Origin of the sequence: Tropicibacter alexandrii (assembly GCF_003667315.2) — a bacterium.
GTDB lineage: Bacteria > Pseudomonadota > Alphaproteobacteria > Rhodobacterales > Rhodobacteraceae > Tropicibacter > Tropicibacter alexandrii.
The window spans coordinates 12,249-34,920 of record NZ_RCTZ02000022.1; the positions used below are offsets into that span (position 1 = coordinate 12,249).

20 protein-coding genes are annotated in these 22,672 nt (G+C 57.9%); 9 read left to right on the forward strand and 11 right to left on the reverse strand.

The window, feature by feature from the left end; all coding sequences use genetic code 11:
* Window positions 1-25: 25 nt before the first annotated feature.
* From D8Z78_RS20245 to D8Z78_RS25260, 5 genes are all read right to left on the reverse strand, one after another.
* Window positions 26-2,083 carry an ATP-binding protein gene (locus tag D8Z78_RS20245; RefSeq protein WP_121634342.1) on the reverse strand — a complete coding sequence of 686 codons (2,058 nt, stop codon included), beginning with the start codon at window positions 2,081-2,083 and terminating at the stop codon, window positions 26-28.
* Window positions 2,080-2,565 carry a hypothetical protein gene (locus tag D8Z78_RS20250; RefSeq protein ID WP_128910874.1) on the reverse strand — a complete coding sequence of 162 codons (486 nt, stop codon included), beginning with the start codon at window positions 2,563-2,565 and terminating at the stop codon, window positions 2,080-2,082. The genes D8Z78_RS20245 and D8Z78_RS20250 overlap by 4 nt, the downstream gene beginning before the upstream one ends.
* Window positions 2,562-3,479, reverse strand: coding sequence for a hypothetical protein (locus tag D8Z78_RS20255; protein WP_128910875.1), 918 nt, complete (start codon window positions 3,477-3,479; stop codon window positions 2,562-2,564). The genes D8Z78_RS20250 and D8Z78_RS20255 overlap by 4 nt, the downstream gene beginning before the upstream one ends.
* A 91-nt stretch (window positions 3,480-3,570) precedes the next feature.
* Window positions 3,571-3,786, reverse strand: coding sequence for a hypothetical protein (locus tag D8Z78_RS20260; RefSeq protein WP_121634336.1), 216 nt, complete (start codon window positions 3,784-3,786; stop codon window positions 3,571-3,573).
* Between the two features lie 65 nt (window positions 3,787-3,851).
* Complete coding sequence (locus tag D8Z78_RS25260) at window positions 3,852-3,974, reverse strand: hypothetical protein (protein ID WP_255446366.1); 123 nt, start codon at window positions 3,972-3,974, stop codon at window positions 3,852-3,854.
* A 274-nt stretch (window positions 3,975-4,248) separates the two neighbouring features.
* Between D8Z78_RS25260 and D8Z78_RS25070 the strand changes: the two genes are divergently transcribed.
* Entirely contained in the window at window positions 4,249-4,614 is a 366-nt protein-coding gene (locus D8Z78_RS25070; protein WP_240672198.1) for a hypothetical protein, read from the forward strand.
* A 247-nt stretch (window positions 4,615-4,861) separates the two neighbouring features.
* On the opposite strand, the gene D8Z78_RS20275 is transcribed toward D8Z78_RS25070, so the two are convergent.
* The 4 genes from D8Z78_RS20275 to D8Z78_RS20290 all read right to left on the reverse strand — a co-directional run bounded on the left by D8Z78_RS20275 (window position 4,862) and on the right by D8Z78_RS20290 (window position 8,957).
* Entirely contained in the window at window positions 4,862-6,673 is a 1,812-nt protein-coding gene (locus tag D8Z78_RS20275; RefSeq protein ID WP_121634334.1) for an AAA family ATPase, read from the reverse strand.
* A gap of 51 nt (window positions 6,674-6,724) precedes the next feature.
* Complete coding sequence (locus D8Z78_RS20280) at window positions 6,725-6,949, reverse strand: helix-turn-helix transcriptional regulator (protein WP_121634332.1); 225 nt, start codon at window positions 6,947-6,949, stop codon at window positions 6,725-6,727.
* Window positions 6,950-7,102: 153 nt separating this feature from the next.
* The gene (locus tag D8Z78_RS20285) at window positions 7,103-7,786 is read right to left on the reverse strand and encodes a hypothetical protein (RefSeq protein WP_164933036.1); all 684 of its coding nucleotides are present in this window, start codon (window positions 7,784-7,786) and stop codon (window positions 7,103-7,105) included.
* Window positions 7,764-8,957: a tyrosine-type recombinase/integrase gene (locus D8Z78_RS20290; protein WP_121634329.1), complete on the reverse strand. Its 1,194-nt coding sequence runs from the start codon at window positions 8,955-8,957 to the stop codon at window positions 7,764-7,766. Before D8Z78_RS20290 ends, D8Z78_RS20285 begins: the two co-directional genes overlap by 23 nt.
* A 295-nt stretch (window positions 8,958-9,252) precedes the next feature.
* Here D8Z78_RS20290 and D8Z78_RS20295 point away from each other — a divergent pair, with 295 nt between their 5' ends.
* The 5 genes from D8Z78_RS20295 (at window position 9,253) to D8Z78_RS20315 (ending at window position 16,902) form a co-directional block, all read left to right on the forward strand.
* Complete coding sequence (locus tag D8Z78_RS20295; RefSeq protein WP_164933037.1) at window positions 9,253-9,513, forward strand: hypothetical protein; 261 nt, start codon at window positions 9,253-9,255, stop codon at window positions 9,511-9,513.
* Window positions 9,510-10,721: a cyclophane-forming radical SAM/SPASM peptide maturase GrrM/OscB gene (gene grrM, locus D8Z78_RS20300; protein ID WP_121634325.1), complete on the forward strand. Its 1,212-nt coding sequence runs from the start codon at window positions 9,510-9,512 to the stop codon at window positions 10,719-10,721. Before D8Z78_RS20295 ends, grrM begins: the two co-directional genes overlap by 4 nt.
* Complete coding sequence (locus D8Z78_RS20305; protein ID WP_128910876.1) at window positions 10,705-11,574, forward strand: hypothetical protein; 870 nt, start codon at window positions 10,705-10,707, stop codon at window positions 11,572-11,574. Before grrM ends, D8Z78_RS20305 begins: the two co-directional genes overlap by 17 nt.
* 11 nt (window positions 11,575-11,585) lie before the next feature.
* Window positions 11,586-12,326 carry an SAM-dependent methyltransferase gene (locus D8Z78_RS20310; RefSeq protein ID WP_164933038.1) on the forward strand — a complete coding sequence of 247 codons (741 nt, stop codon included), beginning with the start codon at window positions 11,586-11,588 and terminating at the stop codon, window positions 12,324-12,326.
* 1,093 nt (window positions 12,327-13,419) lie between these two features.
* Window positions 13,420-16,902, forward strand: coding sequence for a calcium-binding protein (locus D8Z78_RS20315; RefSeq protein ID WP_128910877.1), 3,483 nt, complete (start codon window positions 13,420-13,422; stop codon window positions 16,900-16,902).
* Window positions 16,903-17,241: 339 nt separating this feature from the next.
* Here D8Z78_RS20315 and D8Z78_RS20320 read toward each other — a convergent pair whose 3' ends face one another.
* On the reverse strand, window positions 17,242-18,681 hold the full coding sequence (locus D8Z78_RS20320) for a sensor histidine kinase (RefSeq protein ID WP_121633342.1): 1,440 nt from the start codon (window positions 18,679-18,681) through the stop codon (window positions 17,242-17,244).
* Window positions 18,678-19,409 carry a response regulator transcription factor gene (locus D8Z78_RS20325; RefSeq protein WP_121633340.1) on the reverse strand — a complete coding sequence of 244 codons (732 nt, stop codon included), beginning with the start codon at window positions 19,407-19,409 and terminating at the stop codon, window positions 18,678-18,680. The genes D8Z78_RS20320 and D8Z78_RS20325 overlap by 4 nt, the downstream gene beginning before the upstream one ends.
* 194 nt (window positions 19,410-19,603) lie before the next feature.
* On the opposite strand from D8Z78_RS20325, the gene D8Z78_RS20330 reads away from it, so the two are divergent.
* The 3 genes from D8Z78_RS20330 to D8Z78_RS20340 all read left to right on the forward strand — a co-directional run bounded on the left by D8Z78_RS20330 (window position 19,604) and on the right by D8Z78_RS20340 (window position 22,672).
* Window positions 19,604-20,842, forward strand: a complete 1,239-nt coding sequence (locus tag D8Z78_RS20330; RefSeq protein WP_121633338.1) for an ABC transporter substrate-binding protein — start codon at window positions 19,604-19,606, stop codon at window positions 20,840-20,842.
* 71 nt (window positions 20,843-20,913) lie between these two features.
* Window positions 20,914-21,786 (forward strand): carbohydrate ABC transporter permease, encoded by an 873-nt coding sequence (locus tag D8Z78_RS20335; RefSeq protein ID WP_121633336.1) that lies wholly within the window; start codon window positions 20,914-20,916, stop codon window positions 21,784-21,786.
* A complete protein-coding gene (locus D8Z78_RS20340; RefSeq protein WP_121633334.1) occupies window positions 21,779-22,672 on the forward strand; it encodes a carbohydrate ABC transporter permease in 894 nt (297 codons plus the stop codon). The genes D8Z78_RS20335 and D8Z78_RS20340 overlap by 8 nt, the downstream gene beginning before the upstream one ends.

Consider the following 22,672-nt stretch of genomic DNA (forward strand, 5'->3'; position numbering starts at 1 on the left):
ATTTATCGACCTTAGCTGATCTTGATCAGTTCAGCGGTTTCAAGATGTAGCCGTTAAATGAGATTAGATTGTATGGACGATCGCCAAGTCCCGCTTTGATAGCATGTTCCTTTTCCGAGGTTGCGATCAAGATCTGATGTCGATCCTGTCTGACCTTGGCCGACTCTTGAAACAAACTTGTAAGGTTCACCGGGTCAGCAGCTTGTTGCCCCGGTTCATCGAACACTACCAGCCCTGCATGGTTGGTATTGTAGTTTTCATCCAGCTCTAGAAGAGAAAGATAGTACGACCACTTCAGGCGAATGCCATCGCTGGCAGACGCTTCGAAGCCGATGTCCTTTTCAATTTCCCCGCCAGAATCCTTATCAACCACCAACACCTGTGGTCTGAAGTTGTCCCTAGCCAAGGTGATTTCAGAGGGTGGGAAGGAATGGAAATCAAAAGTCTTCAGGTGCCCCTGTACGAGGGATTGAAGGCGGGAAATCTTGTTCTTGTCCTCCAAGGAAAAGTCGTCTCCAGTCCGCAATTCCTTAAGTCGGGATGAAAGTCGGGCCCATTCCTTAGCGACTACGACCAGCTCGTCAACTAGGCTGTCCGCGCGCTCCTGCATACCTTCCCATTGCGCCAAGCGCGCCTGCAACCGAACCGATTTTTCAATTGTCGTCCTGTTAATGCTCGACGCTGGGCGCACAAGCGCACGTTTCAAGCTACGCAATTCGCTTTGAGCTTCTTTGTAGTCTTGTTCGATGGACCGGCCTCGCAGACGAAGCTCCCCAAGCCTCTCTTCGGTGGCTGCCAACGCTGACTTGTACATGAGTTGTTGCGATTTTATGAAAGCTATGTTTTCATCAAGGGCCATCGCCCCTGAGGAACTTGGTGGTAGCAACTCTTGAGACAAATGTTGATGGCAGGTCGGGCAACTCTCAAATGCCACGGCATCAGTTACCTCCGAACCAAGCGCCATTAGTTTTTTGGTGTCCTGATGACGCTTGAGGTCGATATCAAGCACGTCTAGGCGTTTCTGCAATGCCCTGTTTTCTTCGAGAACCGAGCGAAATTCAGTTCTCGCGACTTCAAACATTGCTCCGAGTTCATCATAGCGCAACTGAGCCGCTTCAAGGGCTTTTTGTGTGCTCGCCTCGGCCTCTTCGGTAGAAACAAGTTCAATGCTGTTTAGCTCTTCGATCTCTTCCTGAAGCTCCTTGGAGGCGACTTCTAGAGGCAACCACTCGCCATCCATGAATACTTCCAGAGAAATATCTGCCTGATGTGAGAATTCGGCGGTAGGTGCCTTGGGTACGCCAATAAATCGGATGAGGTCGACACCACCTCTTTCCAGCACACGTCGTTTGTCGGCCCAGTCACTTTCAAGGAAACCGATACGCTTGTTCAGCTCAGCCCTTTCCCGACGCACCTTTCCGGCGTCGAGGTTCAGAACGAATTCGAGGACACGTCTGTTAATGTCCTGTATCCGGAAATGCGTCGGCAACGGCCCTTGAACTGTGGACCAACCACGCTTCTGTTCCACAAAGAACATGGGGAATAGGGTCTCGACGTACAGCGGACACTCAGTCCCATCGAACCTAGGAACAAGCGGCAACTCCCATCCCAAGAAATCAGCTAGGAAGTGATGGAACCCACTTTCTCTGGTGGCCGATCCCGGATCATGGACAAAAAAGTCTCGCTGCCTTTCCCTGACCTGACCAGAATCCTCGGCTTTCTGTGTCGACCATGTTGAGATGAGTTTTGGATCTGCGTCCCCAACTATGCTTCGCCGGATGCGAAGCTTCTCGCCCTTTTGGTTGCAAACTTCAATTTCGACATAGGACTGAAGCACCTCCTCATATGGGTCATCCTTGGATTCATGAATCCGTTCCCTCATTGCGAATGGCAATGGGACAGACAAATTCGCACTCAAGGAACGCTCCAAACCCAGAACGTAGATAATGGCTTGCAGGCAGGTTGACTTGCCAGACGTGTTGTCTGCTTGGACGATGTTAAGACCGGAAGTGAAATCAAGATCGACCCCATACACAGTTCTTGCTGTGATCGATCTCAGCTTAAGAGAACAAACTTGGATCATGATGGGGCCTTACTGGCTAGCAAGATTTGGGTCACAAAGCCTTCTGTGATCTTGCTCGAGAACTCTCTGAGAAACGCCTTTTCAGTCACGAAACTCTCTTCGTCGTCCTCAAGCTTCTTTGCAATTTCTTTTCCCTTGTCAGTAAGGCAAATTGCTGCCTTTCCGTTTGCCACCATCCATTCGGCCAGTTGCCCTCCCGTTAGCAGGTCTACATTTCGAGAAAACGCAGGTTCAACACGCATTCGCCACTCTATGAGTGCTGTTTCACCACTTATGATTTTGGCCAATTTATTCCGCGACCTTTCTGAACGCAGCGCGTCATTTAATAGATTTAATTTCGCAAGAGACGCTTTCTTCCCACGCGAATAGTTCAGCATCAAAAGTGTTAGCGGGATACGCCAGCCGATACGAAGATCACCCGGTACAGGCGAAGGCTTGCGTTCGAAGGAAAATTTTCGATCCGTGTGAATTTCGAAGTTCATTTTCCGTTTGGCTCCTGAAAATCCAATGGGCATTCAATGAGCCAAGTTCCTACTTGACCTTGCGAAATTGAGGCAATCTGCTTCTCGGAAAGCCCCGGCACTTGGCTTTTTAGGGAATTCGCGACGCGATCTATCGAGGAGTTTATCTGTTGGGAAGCGGTATCTCCTTCGGCTCCAGCCATCTCAAGACGGCGCTCTTCGGAGTCGATGCACTCAGTTGATGCCTCCCAAAAATCGGGAAATTCATCTCGCAAATCTGAAAGAATATTTTCCCGCTCAACATGTGCATAAACGTAGGTTTTCTTTCGCTTCTCGGTCTTCCCATCATCATCAAGAGGAAACGCACGTTTGAGCTTATCCTCGACGCGCTGATCGAGTTTACTGTGCACAGCTTCAAGCTGATCCGAACTAGGCTTCTTGATGGATAAAGGTGCCCCCACAGCCTTTGTGCGAAGTTGTTGATACTCAGTCTCAAAATCCTCCTGGCTTTGCACAAGAGCGCAAAAATCAGATACCAAGAAATCCAATCCGGCTTCCCTCACTTCCTTGGCGACCGCTTGGACATGAGAAATGACATCTTTGTTGTCCAGAAAAGGGCAAAGCAAAATCCAATTAGATATTTTTCGATCCCCAAGTATTTTAGAGATGACGTCCTTGTTCTTCACCAGTTTTCGAAGATCACGGGCGCCCTTTGATTTCATTGCACTGGCGGCTTTTGCAACGTCCGACGTTTCTTCAGGCGCATAGCTCTGGTAGCAGCATCCATCGGTGGTGATGAATTCGAGACCTGCGTCGCCCTGAACCCTATCAGGAATGTCTTGTACATTTTGGGGAAGGTGCCGCACTTGCACAAGCTGCTTGGAATAGCGCTGCCATTCCTTGCCATCCCAATCTCTTCTATACTTAAATGCCAATAGCCTACCCCAACTCATTTTAGAGTTGAGGTGGACTCGGAACAATTCCCCAGTAAGTCAAGCGTCTAGCTGAGGGCTTTCGCCCGCCGGATCATGTTGACGCGGTTGAAGACGAAAGAACCTTGCGAGCTTCCTTTTCGGCAACTGAACCCTTCACCCACTGCCATGGGGTGCGCGGCTTTCGGGCTTTCGCCAGTTCTGGGTTCGCCTTGGTGTCGCTAGCGGCGGCGCGCAGGCGTTCGCGTGCCTCGCGCGGGTCGATCTTTAGTTCTTCGCAGATGGCCTTGAGCGTCACGATATCGGTCATGTCGATCTCCTAAGTTGCTGATACAGCTAGATAAGACGCAAAGGCAGAGCATGTCAGGGATAACCCTAATTCGGTTTGAGGTTTTCCGAGGTGTCCACGCCGAGGGTCTTGGCGATGCGTTCGGCCACCAAGATCGACGGGTTGCCGATCTGTGCCGCGCTCTGGGGCGAAACTGTCAGCGCCTGCAATTAACCCCGAGGATCGAGAGCGAAACGCGCGCGCGGCGGCGTTGTATTGAGCCAGCAGCGCCGGGGCGTGCCTCGGGCATGGTGATCCCGTCGCAATCCCGGCTGGCGCGCTGTGCGCCGCGCTCATGGCGATCATCCCAACATCTGCACGGACGCGGTGCATCGGCATGGCTACTCCTGTGGTCTCCATAGGCCGCGCGGGAATTACCCTGACGGGCAACGGTCCACGATCTTATTGCGCTGGCATCGAAACCAGCCAGCGAGGAAATCGGTGATGGCGATCAAGGCAACATGGGCCTTCAACGGCCAGACAAAAATCATCTTGGGCAACTGGCACCGCCTATGGTGCCTGCTGTTCGGCCCGTTCTACTACCTGTTCAAGGGCATGTTCCTGTGGGCAATCGTGTCGTTCTTCAGCTCAAGGCCTGTGGGTCGGCTTCCCCTTGTTCAACCGCGCTATCGTGCTGCGCCATTACCATCGCAAGGGGTGGGTGCAGGGATGACCGCCAGCACCTCCGCCCAAGCAGTTTGCCACCCGAGTGGAACCCGGCGCACGATACCGAACCCCAGCGCGAACGCGGACCGCATGAAAAGGCTCGGCAATTTAGGTCCGGCTTACGCCCGACAGACTGATAGATAGTCCTCGTGTCACCCTAGACAGGTCTGACTGGCACCCTACGAGGTGCTGGCACAAAGGCATGGGGGAGGCGTTTTTTTTAAAGGCGCGTATCTCACGGGCAGACAAGTGGTCATGCGTACTTCCGAGGTATTTGGCCCCTAGCCGCTCCGCTGTCCGGTCCAGCGCCGACTACCGGAAAAGCGAAAGACGGGCCGAAGCCCGCCTCTCATTCGATATAAAAATTGTTGTACACGAATTTTTATAACGATCACTCATCGGTGCGGGGTTCGCCGAGCTTCCAGCGAGTGCTTTTTCCTTTACCGACCTGCTCAATCTCGCCAGCCTTCGCCAATTCCGCCCGAAGCTCGTTCAAAGTACCGACAGACGCAAGGCTGCGGCTGGTCACAGCGCTCTCGACTGCCTCCCACCTGACCGGCTGATCGGAAAGGAATTCGAGAATGAACTCTCGCGCAGCGTCGGTGGCTGACGCGGGCCTGCCGACCGCATTTGTCTCAACCCGACAAACCTCGGCTTCGTTCGCGTCGGAAAACTCAATCGGGTGCAGCACAGGCGTTCCGTCCCGACCTCCGCCAAAACGTTCGAAGATCATGGTTCTGCCAAGTTCACTGGCATTGGCCTTGCCGTGCGCCAACGCGAACCTCGATCGATCTGTCGGGTCCGTGCCATAGAAAAGCGCAGACCGGATGCTTGCAGCAAAACCGATGGAGCCGACGATACGGTACAAAGGGTGTTCTGCCGATTGCTTGTTCAGGTGGCCAATGGCCAACACCGCACATCCAGCATCTTCCGCGATCTCCGTTAAGCGCCCGAGAAACTCGCCGACTTCATTTTGCCGGTTCATGTCACGTCCGCTGCCCATGTACGCTGTCAGCGTGTCGATCACGACCAGCTTGGGCTTCTCCTGCTCGATGTAACGCGCCATTGCCTCAAGATTCTCTGGCGATAGAATCTTGAACCGGGTCATCACGCGGATTTGGCCGATGTCCGCGTCGTTCTCCAGTAAACGTGGCAATGTCACCCTCTGCCAATTGTCCTCAGCCGACAGCAATAGCACCTTTCCCTTCGGTGCACGGTCATCGGTAAGCGGCCATCGGTCGCCTGAGGTCACTGCTGCGATCAGTTTGGTCACCAACAGGGATTTACCCATGCCAGGGTTGCCCGCGAGAAGGGTTACGCCGAAATAGGGGATGTACGGGTAGTACAGGAATTCCATCGGCAAGGGCTCGGTTGTCTTTGGTGGCCCGAACAGGGCTGCAGTGTCTTCGACGTAGTTCCCGCTGCTCTGGATGACCGAGCGCAACTCGCTTGGCGACAACGGGGCTTCGGTGAAATCGTTGTTCAGGGTTTCCAGCATGGCCTCAACCGCATCTTCATCATCGAACCTTCGGCGCAAGAAGCAGGCCGTACGAAAGAAGAAATCGTTGCGGCTACCGCTCTTGATGACGAGGTCCGTTGATCCCGTTTGCGGTCCCTCTTTCCTATGCTGCGTTCGATCAGGTTTGAGCTTGCTCAAGTTCTTCGGCAAAGCGGCCATACCGGAAGGCGACCTTGAGGAGTAACGATAAGGCTTACCCGAGGGATGGGTGCTGGGCGGAACCATCAGCATTTTGTTGCTGCCGGTAAGAACATCAACATTTGCGCCCTTGAACGTGCCCTCAGACAACTCGCCTTTGAAGTACAGGTGGTAGCCGCGTCCGGTGAAGACCTTGACCGTTTCTGGAAGGTCAAGCTGCTTCACGGCGGCACGCCCTTCATCGCCGTCCACGTCAACGACTGTAAATCCAGCGAGAGATATCGCGAGGTTTGCATTGGGCTGCCGTCGCAGGGCTTTTTGTACCAGTGCAATATCATCGGTCGCGCTATTCACGCCGTTTGGAAAGAATTTAGACAAGGGGTGCTTGCCGGGTGAAGGGCAGTCGTCACGCTTGCACGCGCATCGCCCGTCCTCGCCAATGCCGTATGTCAGGATCACTTTCCGCCCGGTGGCGATTTGAGCCTTTGCGGCGGTTAGTGTATTTCGAGAGCGCATCTGTTTTGACACGCGAAATTGTTGTCGCATGGTGTTTCCTTTGATTATCTTCTGGGAGAGAAGGGGCTGGAAAGCCCCCAATCAGTAATCAGCGTAGTGGGTTCGAGCGCGCTCATCGGCGCGTTCGGCGAGCCAGTCTTCGATCTCTGACATGAGCCACGCGACGGTGGTCCCACCCATTCTGATGCGACGGGGAAAGCGTCCTTGGGCCTCCCAGCGCAGTTTCGTTGTATTCGAAACGTTGATGCCCATGCGCTTCAGGTCTTCGCGGGTCACAAGCATCTTGTTCGCCATACTATCTGTCATGATTTTACCTTTCGTTGCTGAAAGGAACCGGTTCCTGAGACAGTAGTGGCGCGATAATTTTAGCTTGTCATTTCAATGCTATGAACACGGGCGGGGCAAATTAAGATATTCTGTTCAATCGACTAGGCGATAGTCGGAAACTGCTCGTTGAATTTACCTGTTTAGGTTTTCTAGCTTGGCGGGTTCTTTTATGAACCTTGTGTAGTAGGCCGCGAGGAGCGGTCGCGCTGATGCCCGTATGAACTCAGGGTATTCGCCATCAATTTTACCTTCTGACGCCGAGCGCTTCACATTCTCAAGGCCCCGGATATCGATGAAGACTTCGGTCATACCGTTGACAACTGCTTGCATCGTTTCTGCATGGGCCGTTGCTACCCCCACATCCTTCGGCGTACTGCTGACTGCCTGAACCAGCTCTAGTAGGTTCGATACGGCGGCATCGGCTTCCTGCACCCGTTGCCGCATTTCTGAGGCTGGTACAAATCGGGAGGATTTTCCCATACCGGAGCGAATAACCACTGATGACAACATATCATCACTGTCGGCCAAAACCGCCATCAAACGGCGGGACAGATCATCGACTTTCGCGGCCCAAGCATATTTTTGTGCCGGTGTCGCGGCTCCGCCCACGAAATCGAAAACGGACAGGAGGTACTCGGCGGTCGCTGCAAGTTGGAGGCGAAGTTCCTCAATGTCGGTTGGACTCTCGAGACGTATCGTCTGTGCGATCTCGGCCACTGCATTTTGGCGGTAAATTTCGGACCAAGGATTGTGGCCGGGCGGGAACTTCTTGCCGGCATCTCCAACCCAACGCTCAGGCGTGATGTCGCCTTTCAAGTTGCTGAGCATTCTTGGGCGTTGTGATCTTTTCGATATGCTCATTCCACTTGTCCAGCGCCTCGCGCTTCTCGTCTGCGTATGAATAGACATTGTAGATAGCGGCCACGCCCGAGACCACACCTGTCTTGTGGTTCAACAGGGCCTCAGTGACGGGCTGAGGCACGCCCAACATCGCCATGTTGGTGGACATCGTGCGGCGCAGGTCGTGGATGATCCACGGCTCTGTGCCCTCGGGCAGCTCTTTGTCGAGCCGGTCTTTCAGGCGACCAAACCCCGACATGGGCGATTTGCCGGTGGTCGTGAACACATAGTCCGACCCAATGAACCTCGGCACCCGGCGCAACACGTCCAGCATCGCGTCGGTGATCGGCACAGTGTGCTGCCTGCCGTTCTTGGCGCGCTGCGAAGGCAGCGTCCAAAGGCGTTTTTCGAGGTCGATTTCCGGCCAACGCATTTCAGCGACCTCGGCGCGTCTCTGGCCGCTGAGCATAAGGAACTTCATACAATCCCCGAAAGGATAGCCTTCGTCGCCAAAGACCTCCCACAGCGCGCCCAGCTCTTCGTCGGTCAGTACACGCTCGCGCGACCGTTCCTTCGACAGCGGTTTCATCCCGGCAATGGGGGAGGCGTCGATCATGCCGCGCTCGACGCACCAACCCATCAAGTGCTTGAGGTGGGCCAGTGCGCGGTTCGCGCTGACCGGCGCGGATTTGTGGATCACGTCGCAGGCTTTCACGACATCGGCACGCTTGATCTCGTCGATCCGTTTGCTGTGCAGGGTGGTGAACTTCGCCAGCAGGGCTTCCTTGCGCTTCCAGTCGCGGTTGTGAACCTTGGCGTGCTTCTCGATGTAATCGGGGATCACGTCGCCTAGCGTCGGCTTGGTATCGATCTCAATGCCGGTGCGATCTTCAAACCGGCCAGTCTCGATTTCATAGAGAACCTGTTGCACCCGCTTACGCGCATCAGCCAGTGATATGATGGGGAACCGCCCGATGGTCAGTCGCCGCATTTTGCCGTTGATGCGCTTGTGCAGGCAGAACGTCTTGGTGCCGGACGCGCTGATGCGCAGGACCAGACCCGGCATCAACTCGTCCCGAAAATCGAGACGTTTCGACGGATCGGGCTTCTGGCCCTCGATGAACTTGGTGGTGAGCTTGCGTTTCATAAATCCATGATAAGATGGACGGATGAGCCGCGTCAGGGACAATCCTGATCAACTTGAGTCTGTTCGCGCAGGTTTGCGCAACTGACGGGAACGGGAGCCCGCAACCAATTCGGTTGGTCGCACTCACTTTGAAATCCATTGGAACTGGATCCTTGCGCTTCCGAGATCGCCCCTAAAGAGAAAACTGTAGTCTGGCGTGAATTCATCTGGTAGCCTTGCATGCATAGCGTGAGACTAAAAAATTCGGGAGTACTCAAAGATGCCAGTGAGTGGACCACCAAAACAGTTTCGGCAAGTGGATTTGATGAAGACTTTGCAAGAAGGAGACCTTCGAGAGAGGCTCGCTCAGTTTTCGGGCGATCGCGTGAATCTCGACCAGATGAGCAGAGAAGAGCTAATGAACATTATTGTCGAGTTACAGAACAACGCGCTTACCACACTGGACCCGGATTTCGACCCCAACAATAACAATTCGAGCGACTTTTATGATTATTGGGATGACTGGAACCTGAATAATTGGGGAAACTTTTTCGACCACGACTTTGATAATACATGATGGTTGCGAAAACCGCGGCTGAGGTCCGGGAAGTAATCGAAAAGACTAACGACAGAACGCGCCTACTTGTTCTGCAGTCAACGCCATTCTGCAACTTGAACTGCACCTACTGCTACCTGTCAGAGCAAAGCCGAAGCACAAAGGGTCTAATGTCTCTCGACATTGTCGAGAAAGCGGTAGCGTTTCTCAGAGATGGGGGGCTGATTAAGGATCGATTGACCGTCCTTTGGCACGCCGGAGAACCACTAGTTGCACCGATAGAGTACTATCGAGAAGCGATGAACAGGGTCCAGCAACAAGCCCCGGCTGGTGTTCAGCTCGATTTCGACATTCAAACCAATGCTTGTTTAATTGATTCCGCTTGGTGTGAATTCATTCGTGCTTCCGGCTTACGTGTTGGTGTAAGCATTGACGGCCCGAAAGAGATACACGACGAACATAGGATAAACAGGCAAGGGCAAGGTACATTTTTTGAAACAATGAGGGGCGTTAACCTCCTCAAGGAGCACGGCATTCCCTTTAGTACTATTTCTGTGGTGACATCAAAATCGGTTGAGAATCCCGAGCACCTAATAGATTTTCTTCTTGAGCTGGATTCTGTCAGCATTGGCTTCAATGTGGAGGAGATTGAAGGCGCAAACTTAGAAAGCAGCATTAGCATTGGAAGTGATGAGGTTCGAGATTTTGTGTTCAGAATATACCAACGCCTTAAGTCGCGCGGGCAACTTCAGAGATGCCGTGAGTTCAAGACGATCCTAAGGCAGGTTGCTCAAGCTGGCCGACCAGTGTTTGAGAACCGACAGGGTGAGAACAAGGCGCTTAGTATTATCACCGTTGATCGGCTGGGAGGTATTTCAACATTTTCGCCAGAGCTCCACGGCCTACAAACTCCTTACACAGAGAATGGATTTTCCTTTGGGACCGTTGACGGAAGCCTTCAACAGTTTCTCGCAAATCTGGAGTTTCAAGCTGTCATGCAGGAAATCGAAGCAGGAATTGACGCCTGTAGAAGCGACTGTAAATACTTCGGGTTCTGCGCGGGGGGGTCGCCCTCAAATAAGTTGGCTGAGAATGGATCTCTGTCGAGCACAAAGACACAACAGTGTTGGTTTAGGAAGACACTATTTGCTGACACTCTGTTGGATGATTTCTTCTTAGATTTGGCTGCGAGTTCAAAAGTGGAGGCAGGGAATGGGCTCAGAATTTAAAATCGCACTGTATGGTGACACTGAGCCCCCCAATTCACAGGTTAATTCAGGCGCGTGGAGTTTTGAGAAAAGCTCGTTTATGGATCGCCAGTATTGCGGTGGGCTTTATCTGCCAAACAATGATTGGGCAGATAGCCAGACTGACTATGCGCGTGTTACCAAAGGTTCATTTGCAAGCTGTCTGCATGGGGATACAATCACACTTCTCGCGCTTCCCGATCAAATCATTACCGGTTTCTACCGTGAATACATCCCCCTACTTACCAAGGGAAACATCGTTGAGGCCCAAAAGTGCGTTCGCGAGAACACTGCGGAGAAGATTGTCAGCAGCGTGCTTGAAGAACTGGAGGTTGATGCTGATAAGGTCGAAAAGTCAGTTGTGAATTTAACCATCCGGCATCTGTTTCGCAGCGCGAATATCGCGCAACGAACATCATCTACGGGTGACTCACAAAATCCAAATCAAGTTCGTGGCCTTCATGTGGACAACTGGGAGACGCCTCGAAAATTGATACCGGATCGGTGTGGCGCAGGTCTGAAACTGATCGTCAACATCGGCACTGAGGCTAGGCACTTCGTTTTTCTCAACTATCGGGCTGATGCGATTTACAAAGATCATCAGGATTCAGGATTTGGCGCTTTACAAAATCTCATAATAAACAGTGATTTTGCCTCGCCGATTGCCGACTGGTTCTTGGGCCAGTTCCCTTCAACAGGGCTGATAAGGATCAAACTTGAGCCAGGTATGGCTGTTCTTGCACCCGTTCAGAATGCGGTTCATGACGGAGATCTTTCCGGGAAGGCACAACCGGATGCGGTGTGTATGATTTCTTTCAAAGGCAGCAATGTATGACTCAGTCGAGAGTGTCTATCGTCGGCGCTGGCATCAAGATACCGGACCACATGACAATAGAAGGGCTCTCGGTTCTCCAAAGCTGCGATGAAGTATGGACAGTGCTCCAGGAATCGCCGCAGACTTGGTCCTTAACAAAGAACTGTACTGCAAAGGTTCACAAGCTAACTGATGATTATTCAAGTAACGAACGGAGGAGTGTGAATTACCAGTATGCGGTTCAGCGAATGGTTAATAGAGCACTTCAGGGCTATCATATTTGCTACCTCACTTATGGAAACCCTACGTACTTTGACAGCGTGTGTGCTGGCCTGATTGAGCAGTGTGAGATATCGCAAGTTTATTGTAAAATATATGCAGGTGTATCCTCTTTTGATCTGGTTTTCAACGACTTGGAGAAAGATACCGCGCCTGGAGTTTTGGTGTTGGAAGTCAATAGATTCCTTGCAGAGCAGAAGTCTGTGTCGCCGGATGTATCAGTGTTGTTGACGCAAGTTGGATTATTAGAAAGATCAATTCACACACCAGCTAGCGCCACCTATGGTGGCAAGCTTGCACCTCTGGTCGATGCAATAACTGACCTGTTCGGTTCGGAGCATCAGGTTTCACTCGTTCGATCTACGAATAGAGCAAGCGGAGAAAACGGATTCGTGAAAAGCATGCCAATTGAACACTTGTCACGAATGTCTGAGGGCTTTTTGCTTGGATCATCATTGTTCGTTCCTGCGAGAAAAACTCATAGTAAACATTAGACAAAGGAGCCCCATGGATTGTCTAAAGATTATTAGCTCTTATTGCTTGCGGGGTATCACTCGGGTAGCAGGAGTGGTGAGCTTGTGTGCTCCGGCGTGAGACTGGTCGGGACGATCTGCCAAGCCCAAAGGTCAGGGGTTTCAATCGACTACGTTACAGGTTGAACGATCCTGAGACGGCCCGCATGGATCACAAGGCTAATTGAAAATCCTCGTGTCGGTGGTTCGATTCCGCCCCCGGGCACCATTTACTACGCTAAAACACTGGTTTCACTTCAGCTTTTAGCAACCGCTAGGAGCCGCAGACCATTCTGCCCGCGTTCACCTTCGTCAAAGACGGAGTGTCTTACTCCAGCCACCGTATTCCTCTTGCACTGCGCGACGATTGTTGCCCCCCTCGGGTCGTCTGTTCGATGCGCACCAAGGCCTCTCGCATTGCCGAAGGCTTTTCCCGAAAAGCTGCCGACCAGCTTGATGAATGCTGGTATCGCCTGCGGTCGAAGGTCGCGGAGCTGCCGGGCAAGCACGCGCTTCGACAAGAGCGGCGGTGTGGTAGCCAAGGTGTGCCCGCATCCGTGGCGTCGGCTTAAGACGAAGTGTAGCGAACGGGATATCCCCTTGTGAGAGAAGCCTTACGGGGGCCGAGCACATCCTAGCCCAAGCCAACCCCAGCGCCCATGCCGTTCCACGCGACACCCTCCGCATTCTGCAATTGGTGTCCGCAGGCACCTTTTGGTCTTCGGCTGGCTGCATCTGTTGCGTCAGTCTGGTCGTGCCCTTGGGTTGCCACGCCTTGACCTCACATCCATGGCACGACGCCGGCAGGGCGGGCATCGCAGATGCGGACGCTACGCAGCATTCCGTTCCAGCGTTTTTGTAGTTTCTGCTTTTGCAACAAAACGCATCACGCTTTTGTACAGTTTTGCATGCGGAAACAGTAGTGATCTGCATCACATATTTTGGTCGTTTTTTCTTCATATTGGCGGGCCATTCGGTACGATCCGCGCCGTTTCGATTGGCATGCACCACATGTCGACCTGCCACAGGCTCCCATTTGTGCAGCAGAGCTTTGCGCCTGTTTCGGAGAATTCCCATGCCCGTTCCCACCCCCCTTGACGATACCCTTGTCGGCACGCCGCTGGATGACGTGATCGACCTGCTCGACGGCAATGACAGCTATGACGGCCTCGATGGCGACGACAATGTCGAGGGCGGAACCGGCTCCGATACGCTGAATGGCGGCGACGGAGAGGACACGCTCTATGGCCAGGAAGGCGGGGATTCCCTGACCGGCGGCGATGGCGACGATTTCCTGTCGGGCAACGAGGACAACGACACGCTGATCGGCGGGTTCGGCATGGATGCGCTCTATGGGGGCGCGGGGCTGGATCTGCTCGATGGTGGCGAGGACAATGACAGCCTGACCGGCGGCGCGGACAATGACACGCTCTGGGGCGGCGACGGCGAGGATACGCTCTATGGTCAGGACGGCGACGACGCGATGGAAGGCGAGTTCGGCGACGACTTCCTGTCCGGTGGCGCGGGCAATGACACGATGTCCGGCGGCTTCGACAATGACGCGCTGTTCGGCGGGGACGGGCAGGACGACCTGTCCGGCGATGCGGGCAATGACCTGCTCATGGGCGGGGCGGACAATGACCGTCTGACCGGCGGCGGCGACAATGACACGCTGCTGGGCGGGGACGGGCAGGACACGCTGATCGGCAATTCCGGCGATGACATCCTTCAGGGGCAATACGGCCATGACAAGCTGTTCGGCGGCACCGGCAACGACACCATGGATGGTGGCGGCGGCAATGACTGGGTCTGGGGCGGCGATGGCGACGACTGGCTGAAGGGCGATTTCGGCGCCGACATGCTGCTGGGCGGCGACGGGGCCGACCGGATGCAGGGCGGCACCGGCAGCGACACGCTGTCGGGCGATGCGGGCAATGACTCGCTGTATGGCGATGGCGGCGATGACCGGCTGTCCGGCGGCGCCGATCAGGACTTCCTCAATGGCGGCGCGGGCGAAGACACGATGATGGGCGGCACCGGCTTCGACCATCTGCGCGGCGCCAGCGGCAACGACCTGATGTTCGGCAACGAGGGCGCCGACACGATGATCGGCGGCCTTGGCAATGACACGGTCAGCGGCGACGAGGGCGATGACCGGCTGATGGGCGGCTCGGACGATGACACGGTTCTGGGCGGAACAGGCTCTGATATGCTGTTCGGCAATACCGGCAACGACGTGCTGAACGGCGAGGCGGATGACGACCGGCTGTACGGTGGTGGCGGCGATGACACGCTGATCGCCGATGCGGGCGTGGACACGCTGCATGGCGGGGCGGGGGCGGATGTGTTCCGCGCGACCGGCGGCGGTGAACACTGCGTGCAGGATTTCGACATCGCGGCGGATGCGCTGGACATGGCTGGCCAAGGCGAGGCGACCCTGACGCAGGACGGCACCGACCTGATCGTCGAGACCGCCAGCGCCACGATCCGACTGAAGAACGTCGACGAGGCCGACCTGACCCTCGGCGGCAACCTGATGGTCGATAGTGTCTTCTCCCCGCCGCCATCGACCGGCGGCACGGGGGGCTCGGTCGTGACCGTCACCAACCTGCCCGAGGTTGCCGCCCCGGACGCCGCCACCCTGCAAGAGGTGCTGGAGCGCTTTCCCCTGTCCACCGCGCCGCAGGTGGCCATTCCCGGCGACAACAACCTGATCGGCATGATCACTGCGGTCCAGGGTCAGGGCGGCACCTTTACCTTCCAACCCAACGTGATCTTTACCGATGCGGACGGCCCTCTGGGTGATATGTTGCCGGTCCCGTCGCAAATCCTGTCGGTGACATTTGACGGCAGCGGCGTGGCGACCATCGCCCAAGACCTTGACCCTTTCTCGGCCGGGCAGATCAGCCTTGGGCAAAACCCCGATGGCAGCTTCAGCCTGACCACGACCGGCGGGCTGGCCGCGGGCTATTACCTTGTGGGCGTTCAGATGTTCGACGCCGACAGCGGACTTGCCGATCCCGACCCGGACTTGGGCGAAGAGGCCTATGTCTTTGTCAATATCGGCACGCAAAGCCAGCTTGGCGGCGGCGCGGACAACTTTCTGACCGGAACGGGTTTCGACGACGCCATCAACGGTCAGGACGGCAATGACACGATATTCGGCCTGTCCGGCAATGACCTTTTGCTGGGCCGGGACGGCGCCGATGTGCTGCTTGGCGGCGAAGGTGTCGACACGATGGAAGGGGGTGGCGGCAGCGACACCCTGTTTGTCAGCGCCGATATCGGCGAACAGCTGGACGGCGGCACCGGTGTCGACACCGGAAGCTGGGAACTGACCGGAGACCTCGATTGGGTCATCCGTCTGGAAGATGGCACGGCGTCCACCGGCGGCACGGTCTACACCACCTTCACCCGCATCGAGAACGCCGTCGGCGATGGCGGCGATGACCGGATCATCGGCAATGGCACGGGCAACCGGCTGGAGGGTCAGGCAGGCGATGACACATTGGTCGGCAATGGCGGGCGCGATCTGCTGATCGGCGGCGACGGGAACGACTCGCTGACGGATGGCACCGACGACGATACCTTGCAGGGCGGCAACGGCAACGACACGCTGATCGACGGAGAGGGTGTGGACCTTCTACAGGGGGATGCAGGCGACGATCTGCTGACCACATCCTACAACGGCGACGCGGACACGCTGGACGGTGGGGCCGGCACCGACACGCTGGAGTTGTTCGGGACGCCGTTGGAAAGCTTTGCCATCGATCTGGTCGCAGGGACCCTGACCCATCTGTCGCCTGCTCCGGGTGACGATGCCCTGCGGCTGATCTCGATCGAGAACGTCTTGGGCAGCAGCGGTGACGATTCGATCACTGGCACGGATGATGCCAATATCATCATGGCCCGAGGGGGCGATGACACCGTCCGTGCCGGAGAGGGCAATGACAGCCTGCAAGGCAGCGATGACGTCGATTTCACGCGGCTTTTTGGCGAAGGCGGCGACGACCTTCTGAACGCGCGCGGCGGCAATGGCGTTTATGGTGGCGGCGACGGCATCGACACGCTTCTGGTGACGACGACCAGCACTGGCCGCGGCTTCACCGTAAACCTGGAGACCAATCTCATCGATCTGGACTTCTCTCCGTTCTTCGCCTCCGTGTTCGGGGTCGAGAATGTCTCGGGCAGCGCCAATGATGACAACATCACCGGTGATGCCATTGACAACGTTCTGCAAGGCAACGCGGGCGATGACACCCTGACGGGCAATGGCGGGGCCGACAGCTTTGTCTTTGACACCGGGCATGGCAGCGACGAGATCACCGATTTCGACACAGCCGAAAACGATGCGCTGGTCCTGACCGCCGCTTTGGCGGGGACCGCCGCGACCGGGGCCGATGTGATCGCGCAATACGCCACGACCGCAACCGCAACACTGGTTGTGCTCGATTTCGGCAGCAGTGAAATCCGCATCAGCGGTAGCGATCTGGACTCGCTGGCCGATCATATCGAGATCCGCGACGACATGTTGCTGGCCACGGAGTTTGGCCTTTAGGATCAAGAGCCAAGACCAGAGCACGGCCATGGCAGCTCCGCCGCATGCGGACAGAAAGACGTCCGGCGGGCGGCCTGCCGCATCGGTCATCGCGTGCCGTTTGGAGTTCACCCCGCCCTTCCTGCGCGCGACCGAGGCGTGCCTTGGCATCGATTGGACCGCTTTGGTTGCGCCAGATTTCCGTACTGTCTGGACCCGCTTCGCTCCTCCCTGAAGGCGGATCGCCATGTCGCGCTGGTCATGGATGCGCTGAGGATGGCGGATTACGGACGGCTCAGGCTCCGTGACCGGCAAGAACTGGACCGTTCTCGCGACCAACCTCCGATCGCTGCGCTTTGCTCAGGCACGCCGCAGACGCAGGCGTGCGATCAGCCCGCGCGCGCCTTGTTCAAAGCTCAGTTCGCCGCCATGCAGGGCCGCCACGGTCGATGCGATGGTCAGCCCCATGCCATAGCCGTCGACCGCGCCCGCCCCCGCGCCACGCAGGAACGGGGCGGTCAGGGCGTCCATCTCTTCGGCGGAGGTATCGCCGCCTTCGTCCTCGACGCGGATCACGACCCATTCGGACGAGGTTTCAAGCCACACCGTGGCCCGCCGCCCGTATTTCAACGCGTTGTCCACCAGATTGGTCAGCGCGCGGGTCAGAACGACCGGGCGCGCGGTGACGATCACCTTGCGCTCCTCCGGGACCGCGCCGTGCCCGCGCCGCGACATGAACAGCGACGGCCCGCCCTGCACCGTGATCGGGGCCGTCTCGCGCAGCGAAACCGGGCTGCCGAGATCGCGGTAATCATCCACCACCGCTTCGACAAGGGATGTGAGGGAGACCTGCCGGGGGGGCTCGGCGTCGAGTTCGGCGCGCGTATAGGTCAGGACACTTTCAATGATCCCCGTCATGCGGTCGATATCCGCATCGAACCGGGCGCGCAGATCCGCGTCTTCGATCAGGGCGGCGCGCAAGCGCAGGCGGGTGGCGGGCGTGCCGAGGTCATGGCTGACCCCCGACAGGACAAGGGCGCGCCGCGCCAGCATGTCACGCTCGAGGTCGAGCGAGGCATTCACAGCCGCCACGATGTCGCGCAGTTCCTGCGGCCCCGTGCTGTCATAGCTGTCCGCCCCACCGACGCGACGACGATTGGCGAGGGCCTGCGCGAAGTCGCTGAACTGCCCCGCCGTGTTCAGGATCAGCGTCACCAGAACCGCCAGCGCGATCGCGGCGCCGATGGCGGCGGGGCCGCGCAGATCGGCGGGATGGCTGGCGCAGTCCCAGACGCCCGGACCGGCGATGCGCAGCCATGGCGCCTCGCCCCGGCGGGCATAGAGCACCGGTTCGCTGCAATAGGTGCCAAGCTGACGGGACAGGATCGACAGCGTTTCCGCCTGTGGCTGGTCTGCCCGGCGGGTCAGACCCGCCAGCGGATACCGCAGCTCGGGCGAGACGATGGCCAGCGCAAGCGGCGCCCCCCGGCCCGTCGCGCCGCTATCGGCCAGCAAGGTCAGCTGCGTGACGAAGGCCGGGCGCGGGGCATCGGGCAAACGCTCGAACTGGCCTTTGTCGGCCAGCGCGGCCTCAAGCTCTGGCAAGGTCGTGGCCACCAAGCCCGGCGGCATGGTGCCTTGGGTCGTGATCGCCGCGTGCAGCAAGGCGCCAACGCGTTCGGCGCGGTCAAGATGCGCCTGCCAGCGGGCATCGGACAGCACCCACAGCCCGACCGCCGCGCCCCCCGCGACAAAGGCACAGGCCAGAAGGATCAGGCCGCCGACCCGCAGACTGGTCATGCGTCTTCGGACCGGACATCGACCGCCAGCACATAGCCGACGCCGCGCTCGGTGCGCAGCAGGTTCGGGCGCTTGGGATCGGCCTCGATCTTGGTCCTGAGCCGCCCGACCAGCACGTCCAGCGCCCGCCCCTGCCCGTCCGCGCCGCCATCGCCATCCAGATCCAGCGCGGCGGCGATCTCGGCGCGGGTCAAGGGGATCAGCGGGTTGGCCAGAAACACCTGCAACAGCGCGATCTCGCGCCGCGACAGGGCGACCTGATAGCCATCGGGAGAGATGACCTCGTCGCGCTTGGCATCGAAGACCCACCCCGCGAAGGTGAACCGCTGCTTGCGCCGCCGATGCGCCAGCGACGAGGACCGGCGGGCGCGCGCCAGAACGGCCTTGATCCGCGCCAGCAACAGGTCGGTGTTGAAGGGCTTGGCGATATAGTCGTCGGCCCCGGCAGCATAACCGGCCATGCGGTCGCTGTCGGCGGACAGGGCCGAGACCATGATGATCGGCACGTCCTGCTCGGCGCGCAGGCGTTCACAGATCTTGACGCCGTTCTCGTCGCCCAGCATCACGTCCAGCAGGATCAGGTCGATCCGACCGGTTTCCATGTGGCGGCGAATGTCGTGCTCGGATGCGGCGGGCAACACATGCGCGCCGTTCTGACGCAGGAACTGGGTCAGCATCTGCCGAACCTCGGCATCGTCATCCACCACCAGCAGACGGGGAATCGTCATCGCGTGTCCTCCCTGCGATCGGGGCCAGAATGTAACAGACGGTTACAGTCGCAAGGCTCTTGTAACAGGGCGTAACAAACCTGTCCGATATCTGCACGCGGCGCCCGAAACCCCGCCATGCAGAAATTGCAATGGCACCGCCAATCGCGGCACTTTCGCCGCCACATGTACGACTTTCAACGGGAGGAACCAAAATGAAAGCGACTGTTCTTACAGCATCCACCCTTGCCCTCATCGCAGGCGCGGCGCTGGCCGAACCCAAGGCCGAAGTGCTGCACTGGTGGACGTCGGGCGGCGAGGCCAAATCGGTTGCCGTGCTCCAGCAGGAATTCGCGGACAAGGGCGGTGTCTGGACCGACATGCCCGTCGCCGGGGGCGGCGGTGATGCGGCGATGACCGCGCTGCGCGCCCGCGTGCTGTCCGGCAACGCGCCGACCGCCGTTCAGCTGAAGGGCCCCGCCATTCAGGAATGGTACGAAGAGGGCGTTCTGGCCGATATCTCGGACGTCGCCGAGGCACAGGGCTGGGCCGATGTGCTGCCCGCCTCGATCGCCGGTCACATGAAGTGCGAAGGCACGTGGTGCGCCGCACCGGTCAACGTCCACCGCGTCGACTGGATCTGGGCCAATGCCGAGGTTCTCGCCGCCAACGACATCGAGATGCCGACCACTTGGGAAGAATTCAACGCCGCCGCCGAAAAGCTTCAGGCCGCCGGTATCATCCCGCTGGCCCATGGCGGTCAGGCGTGGCAGGACGCCACCGTGTTCGAGGCCGTGGCGCTTGGCATCCTCGGCGCGGACGGCTTCAAGAAGGCGTTTGTCGATCTCGACGAGGCAACCCTGACCTCGCCGGAAATGGTGCAGGTGTTCGACCAGATGCGCACGCTGCGCGGCTATGTCGACCCGAACTTCCCGGGCCGCGACTGGAACCTCGCCACCGCGATGGTGATGAACGGCGAAGCCGCCTTCCAGATCATGGGCGACTGGGCCAAGGGCGAATTCCTCGCCGCGGGCAAGACACCGGGTGAGGATTTCCTCTGCGCCTCTGTGCCGGGCGACGGCTTTTTGTATAACGTCGACAGCTTTGCCATGTTCGACGTGTCCGGCGACGACGCCAAGGCCGGTCAGGAATTGCTGGCCGAGCTGATCGTTGGCCCGTCCTTCCAGAAGGTGTTCAACCTGAACAAGGGCTCGATCCCCGTGCGCACCGACGTGTCGCTGGAAGAGTTCGACATGTGTGCCAAGCTGTCCTCCGAAGACATGACCGCCTCTGCCGACAATGGCTCGTTGCTGCCCTCCTATGCCCATGGCATGGCGCTGCGCGGCGCGCAGTCCGGGGCGATCACCGACGTTGTGACCCAGCATTTCAACTCGGACATGTCGTCCGAGGATGCGGTGCAGGCGCTGGCCGCCGCCGTGGCCAACAGCCTCTAATCCACATCTGACCGCACAACCCCTCGCGCCGCCCATGGCGCGGGGGGACTTTACAAGAATTGGGGGGACAGATGTCCAAGTGGCTCGAAGAGCACCTGCCCAAGGTGGTGCTCGCTCCATCCTTCATCGCCATCCTGATCTTCGTCTACGGCTTCATCGCATGGACCGGCTGGGTCTCCCTGACCCGCTCGCGCCTGCTGCCGAAATACGAGATCGAAGGCTTCATCCAGTATGACAAGCTGTTCGCCTCGCCGCGTTGGGACGTGGCGATGAACAACCTGTTCCTGTTCGGCTTCCTGTTCATCGGCATTTCGATGCTGCTGGGGCTGGTGCTGGCCATCCTGCTGGATCAGAACATCCGCACCGAAGGCGCGATCCGCACCATCTACCTTTACCCGATGGCGCTGTCGATGATCGTCACCGGGACCGCGTGGAAATGGATCCTGAACCCCGGACTGGGGATCGAGGCCACGGTCCGCGGCTGGGGGTTTGAGAGCTTCACCTTCGACTGGCTGGTGAACCCCGATTACGCGATCTACACCATCGTGCTGGCCGCGATCTGGCAAAGCTCGGGTTTCGTGATGGCGTTGTTCCTCGCCGGTCTGCGGTCCGTGGATACCGAGATCATCCGCGCCGCGCAGGTCGACGGCATCCCCACATGGCGCATCTATACCGCGATCATCATCCCGTCGATGGCGCCGATCTTCCTGTCGGCCTTCATCGTGCTGGCGCATCTGGCGATCAAGGCCTTTGACCTCGTCATCGCGCTGACGGGCGGCGGCCCCGGCTTCGCCACCGACCTGCCCGCCACATACATGTACGCCATGGCGTTTTCGCGCGGCGACATCGGTCAGGCCGCGGCCAGCGCAATGATCATGATGGCCGTCGTGTTCACCATCGTCGTGCCATATCTCTACTCTGAATTGAGGGCGAAAAATGACTGACGTCACCCATTCCGCCGCCCGCACCCAGTCGCGCACCGGCCAGATCGTGCTGCGCTGGCTGCTGTATGTCATCCTGTGCCTGTTCGCCGTCTACTACCTGATGCCGCTCTTCGTGATGGTCACGACCTCGCTCAAGAGCCTAGAGGAAATCCGCACCGGAAGCCTCGTGGCCCTGCCCCGCGAGATCACCTTTGACGCGTGGAAGACCGCGTGGTCCGGGGCCTGCACCGGCATCCAGTGCGACGGCGTGCGCCCGTTCTTCTGGAACTCGGTGCTGATCGCCGTGCCCGGCGTGCTGATCTCGACCCTGCTGGGCGCGCTGAACGGCTATGTCGTGGCGCAATGGCGGTTCAGGGGCGCGAACATCATCTTTGCCCTGATGCTGTTCGGCTGCTTCATCCCGTTTCAGGTCGTGCTGCTGCCGATGGCGCGGGTGCTGGGCCTGATGGGCATCGCGGGGACGATCCCCGGCCTGATCTTCGTCCACGTGGTCTACGGGCTGGGCTTCACCACGCTGTTCTTCCGCAACTACTACGTCACCATCCCGGCCGAACTGACCAAGGCCGCCAAGGTGGATGGCGCGGGGTTCCTGCGGATCTTCTGGTCGATCTTCCTGCCCCTGTCGCTGCCGATCATCGTCGTCACGGTCATCTGGCAATTCACCCAGATCTGGAACGACTTCCTGTTCGGCGTCTCGTTCAGTCAGGCAGGCACCCAGCCGATCACCGTGGCGCTGAACAACATCGTCAACTCCACCACCGGCGTGAAGGAATACAATGTCGATATGGCCGCCGCGATCATCGCCGCGTTGCCCACCCTTCTCGTCTATGTCGTCGCCGGCAAATACTTCATCCGCGGTCTGACCGCCGGATCCGTGAAAGGCTGA

Coding starts and splice junctions, on each gene's coding strand:
- D8Z78_RS20245 (WP_121634342.1), bottom strand. CDS start 2,083: ATGATCCAAGTTTGTTCTCTTAAGCTGAGATCGATCACAGCAAGAACT.
- D8Z78_RS20250 (WP_128910874.1), bottom strand. CDS start 2,565: ATGAACTTCGAAATTCACACGGATCGAAAATTTTCCTTCGAACGCAAG.
- D8Z78_RS20260 (WP_121634336.1), bottom strand. CDS start 3,786: ATGACCGATATCGTGACGCTCAAGGCCATCTGCGAAGAACTAAAGATC.
- D8Z78_RS25070 (WP_240672198.1), top strand. CDS start 4,249: ATGGCGATCAAGGCAACATGGGCCTTCAACGGCCAGACAAAAATCATC.
- D8Z78_RS20275 (WP_121634334.1), bottom strand. CDS start 6,673: ATGCGACAACAATTTCGCGTGTCAAAACAGATGCGCTCTCGAAATACA.
- D8Z78_RS20280 (WP_121634332.1), bottom strand. CDS start 6,949: ATGACAGATAGTATGGCGAACAAGATGCTTGTGACCCGCGAAGACCTG.
- D8Z78_RS20290 (WP_121634329.1), bottom strand. CDS start 8,957: ATGAAACGCAAGCTCACCACCAAGTTCATCGAGGGCCAGAAGCCCGAT.
- grrM (WP_121634325.1), top strand. CDS start 9,510: ATGATGGTTGCGAAAACCGCGGCTGAGGTCCGGGAAGTAATCGAAAAG.
- D8Z78_RS20305 (WP_128910876.1), top strand. CDS start 10,705: ATGGGCTCAGAATTTAAAATCGCACTGTATGGTGACACTGAGCCCCCC.
- D8Z78_RS20315 (WP_128910877.1), top strand. CDS start 13,420: ATGCCCGTTCCCACCCCCCTTGACGATACCCTTGTCGGCACGCCGCTG.
- D8Z78_RS20320 (WP_121633342.1), bottom strand. CDS start 18,681: ATGACCAGTCTGCGGGTCGGCGGCCTGATCCTTCTGGCCTGTGCCTTT.
- D8Z78_RS20325 (WP_121633340.1), bottom strand. CDS start 19,409: ATGACGATTCCCCGTCTGCTGGTGGTGGATGACGATGCCGAGGTTCGG.
- D8Z78_RS20330 (WP_121633338.1), top strand. CDS start 19,604: ATGAAAGCGACTGTTCTTACAGCATCCACCCTTGCCCTCATCGCAGGC.
- D8Z78_RS20335 (WP_121633336.1), top strand. CDS start 20,914: ATGTCCAAGTGGCTCGAAGAGCACCTGCCCAAGGTGGTGCTCGCTCCA.
- D8Z78_RS20340 (WP_121633334.1), top strand. CDS start 21,779: ATGACTGACGTCACCCATTCCGCCGCCCGCACCCAGTCGCGCACCGGC.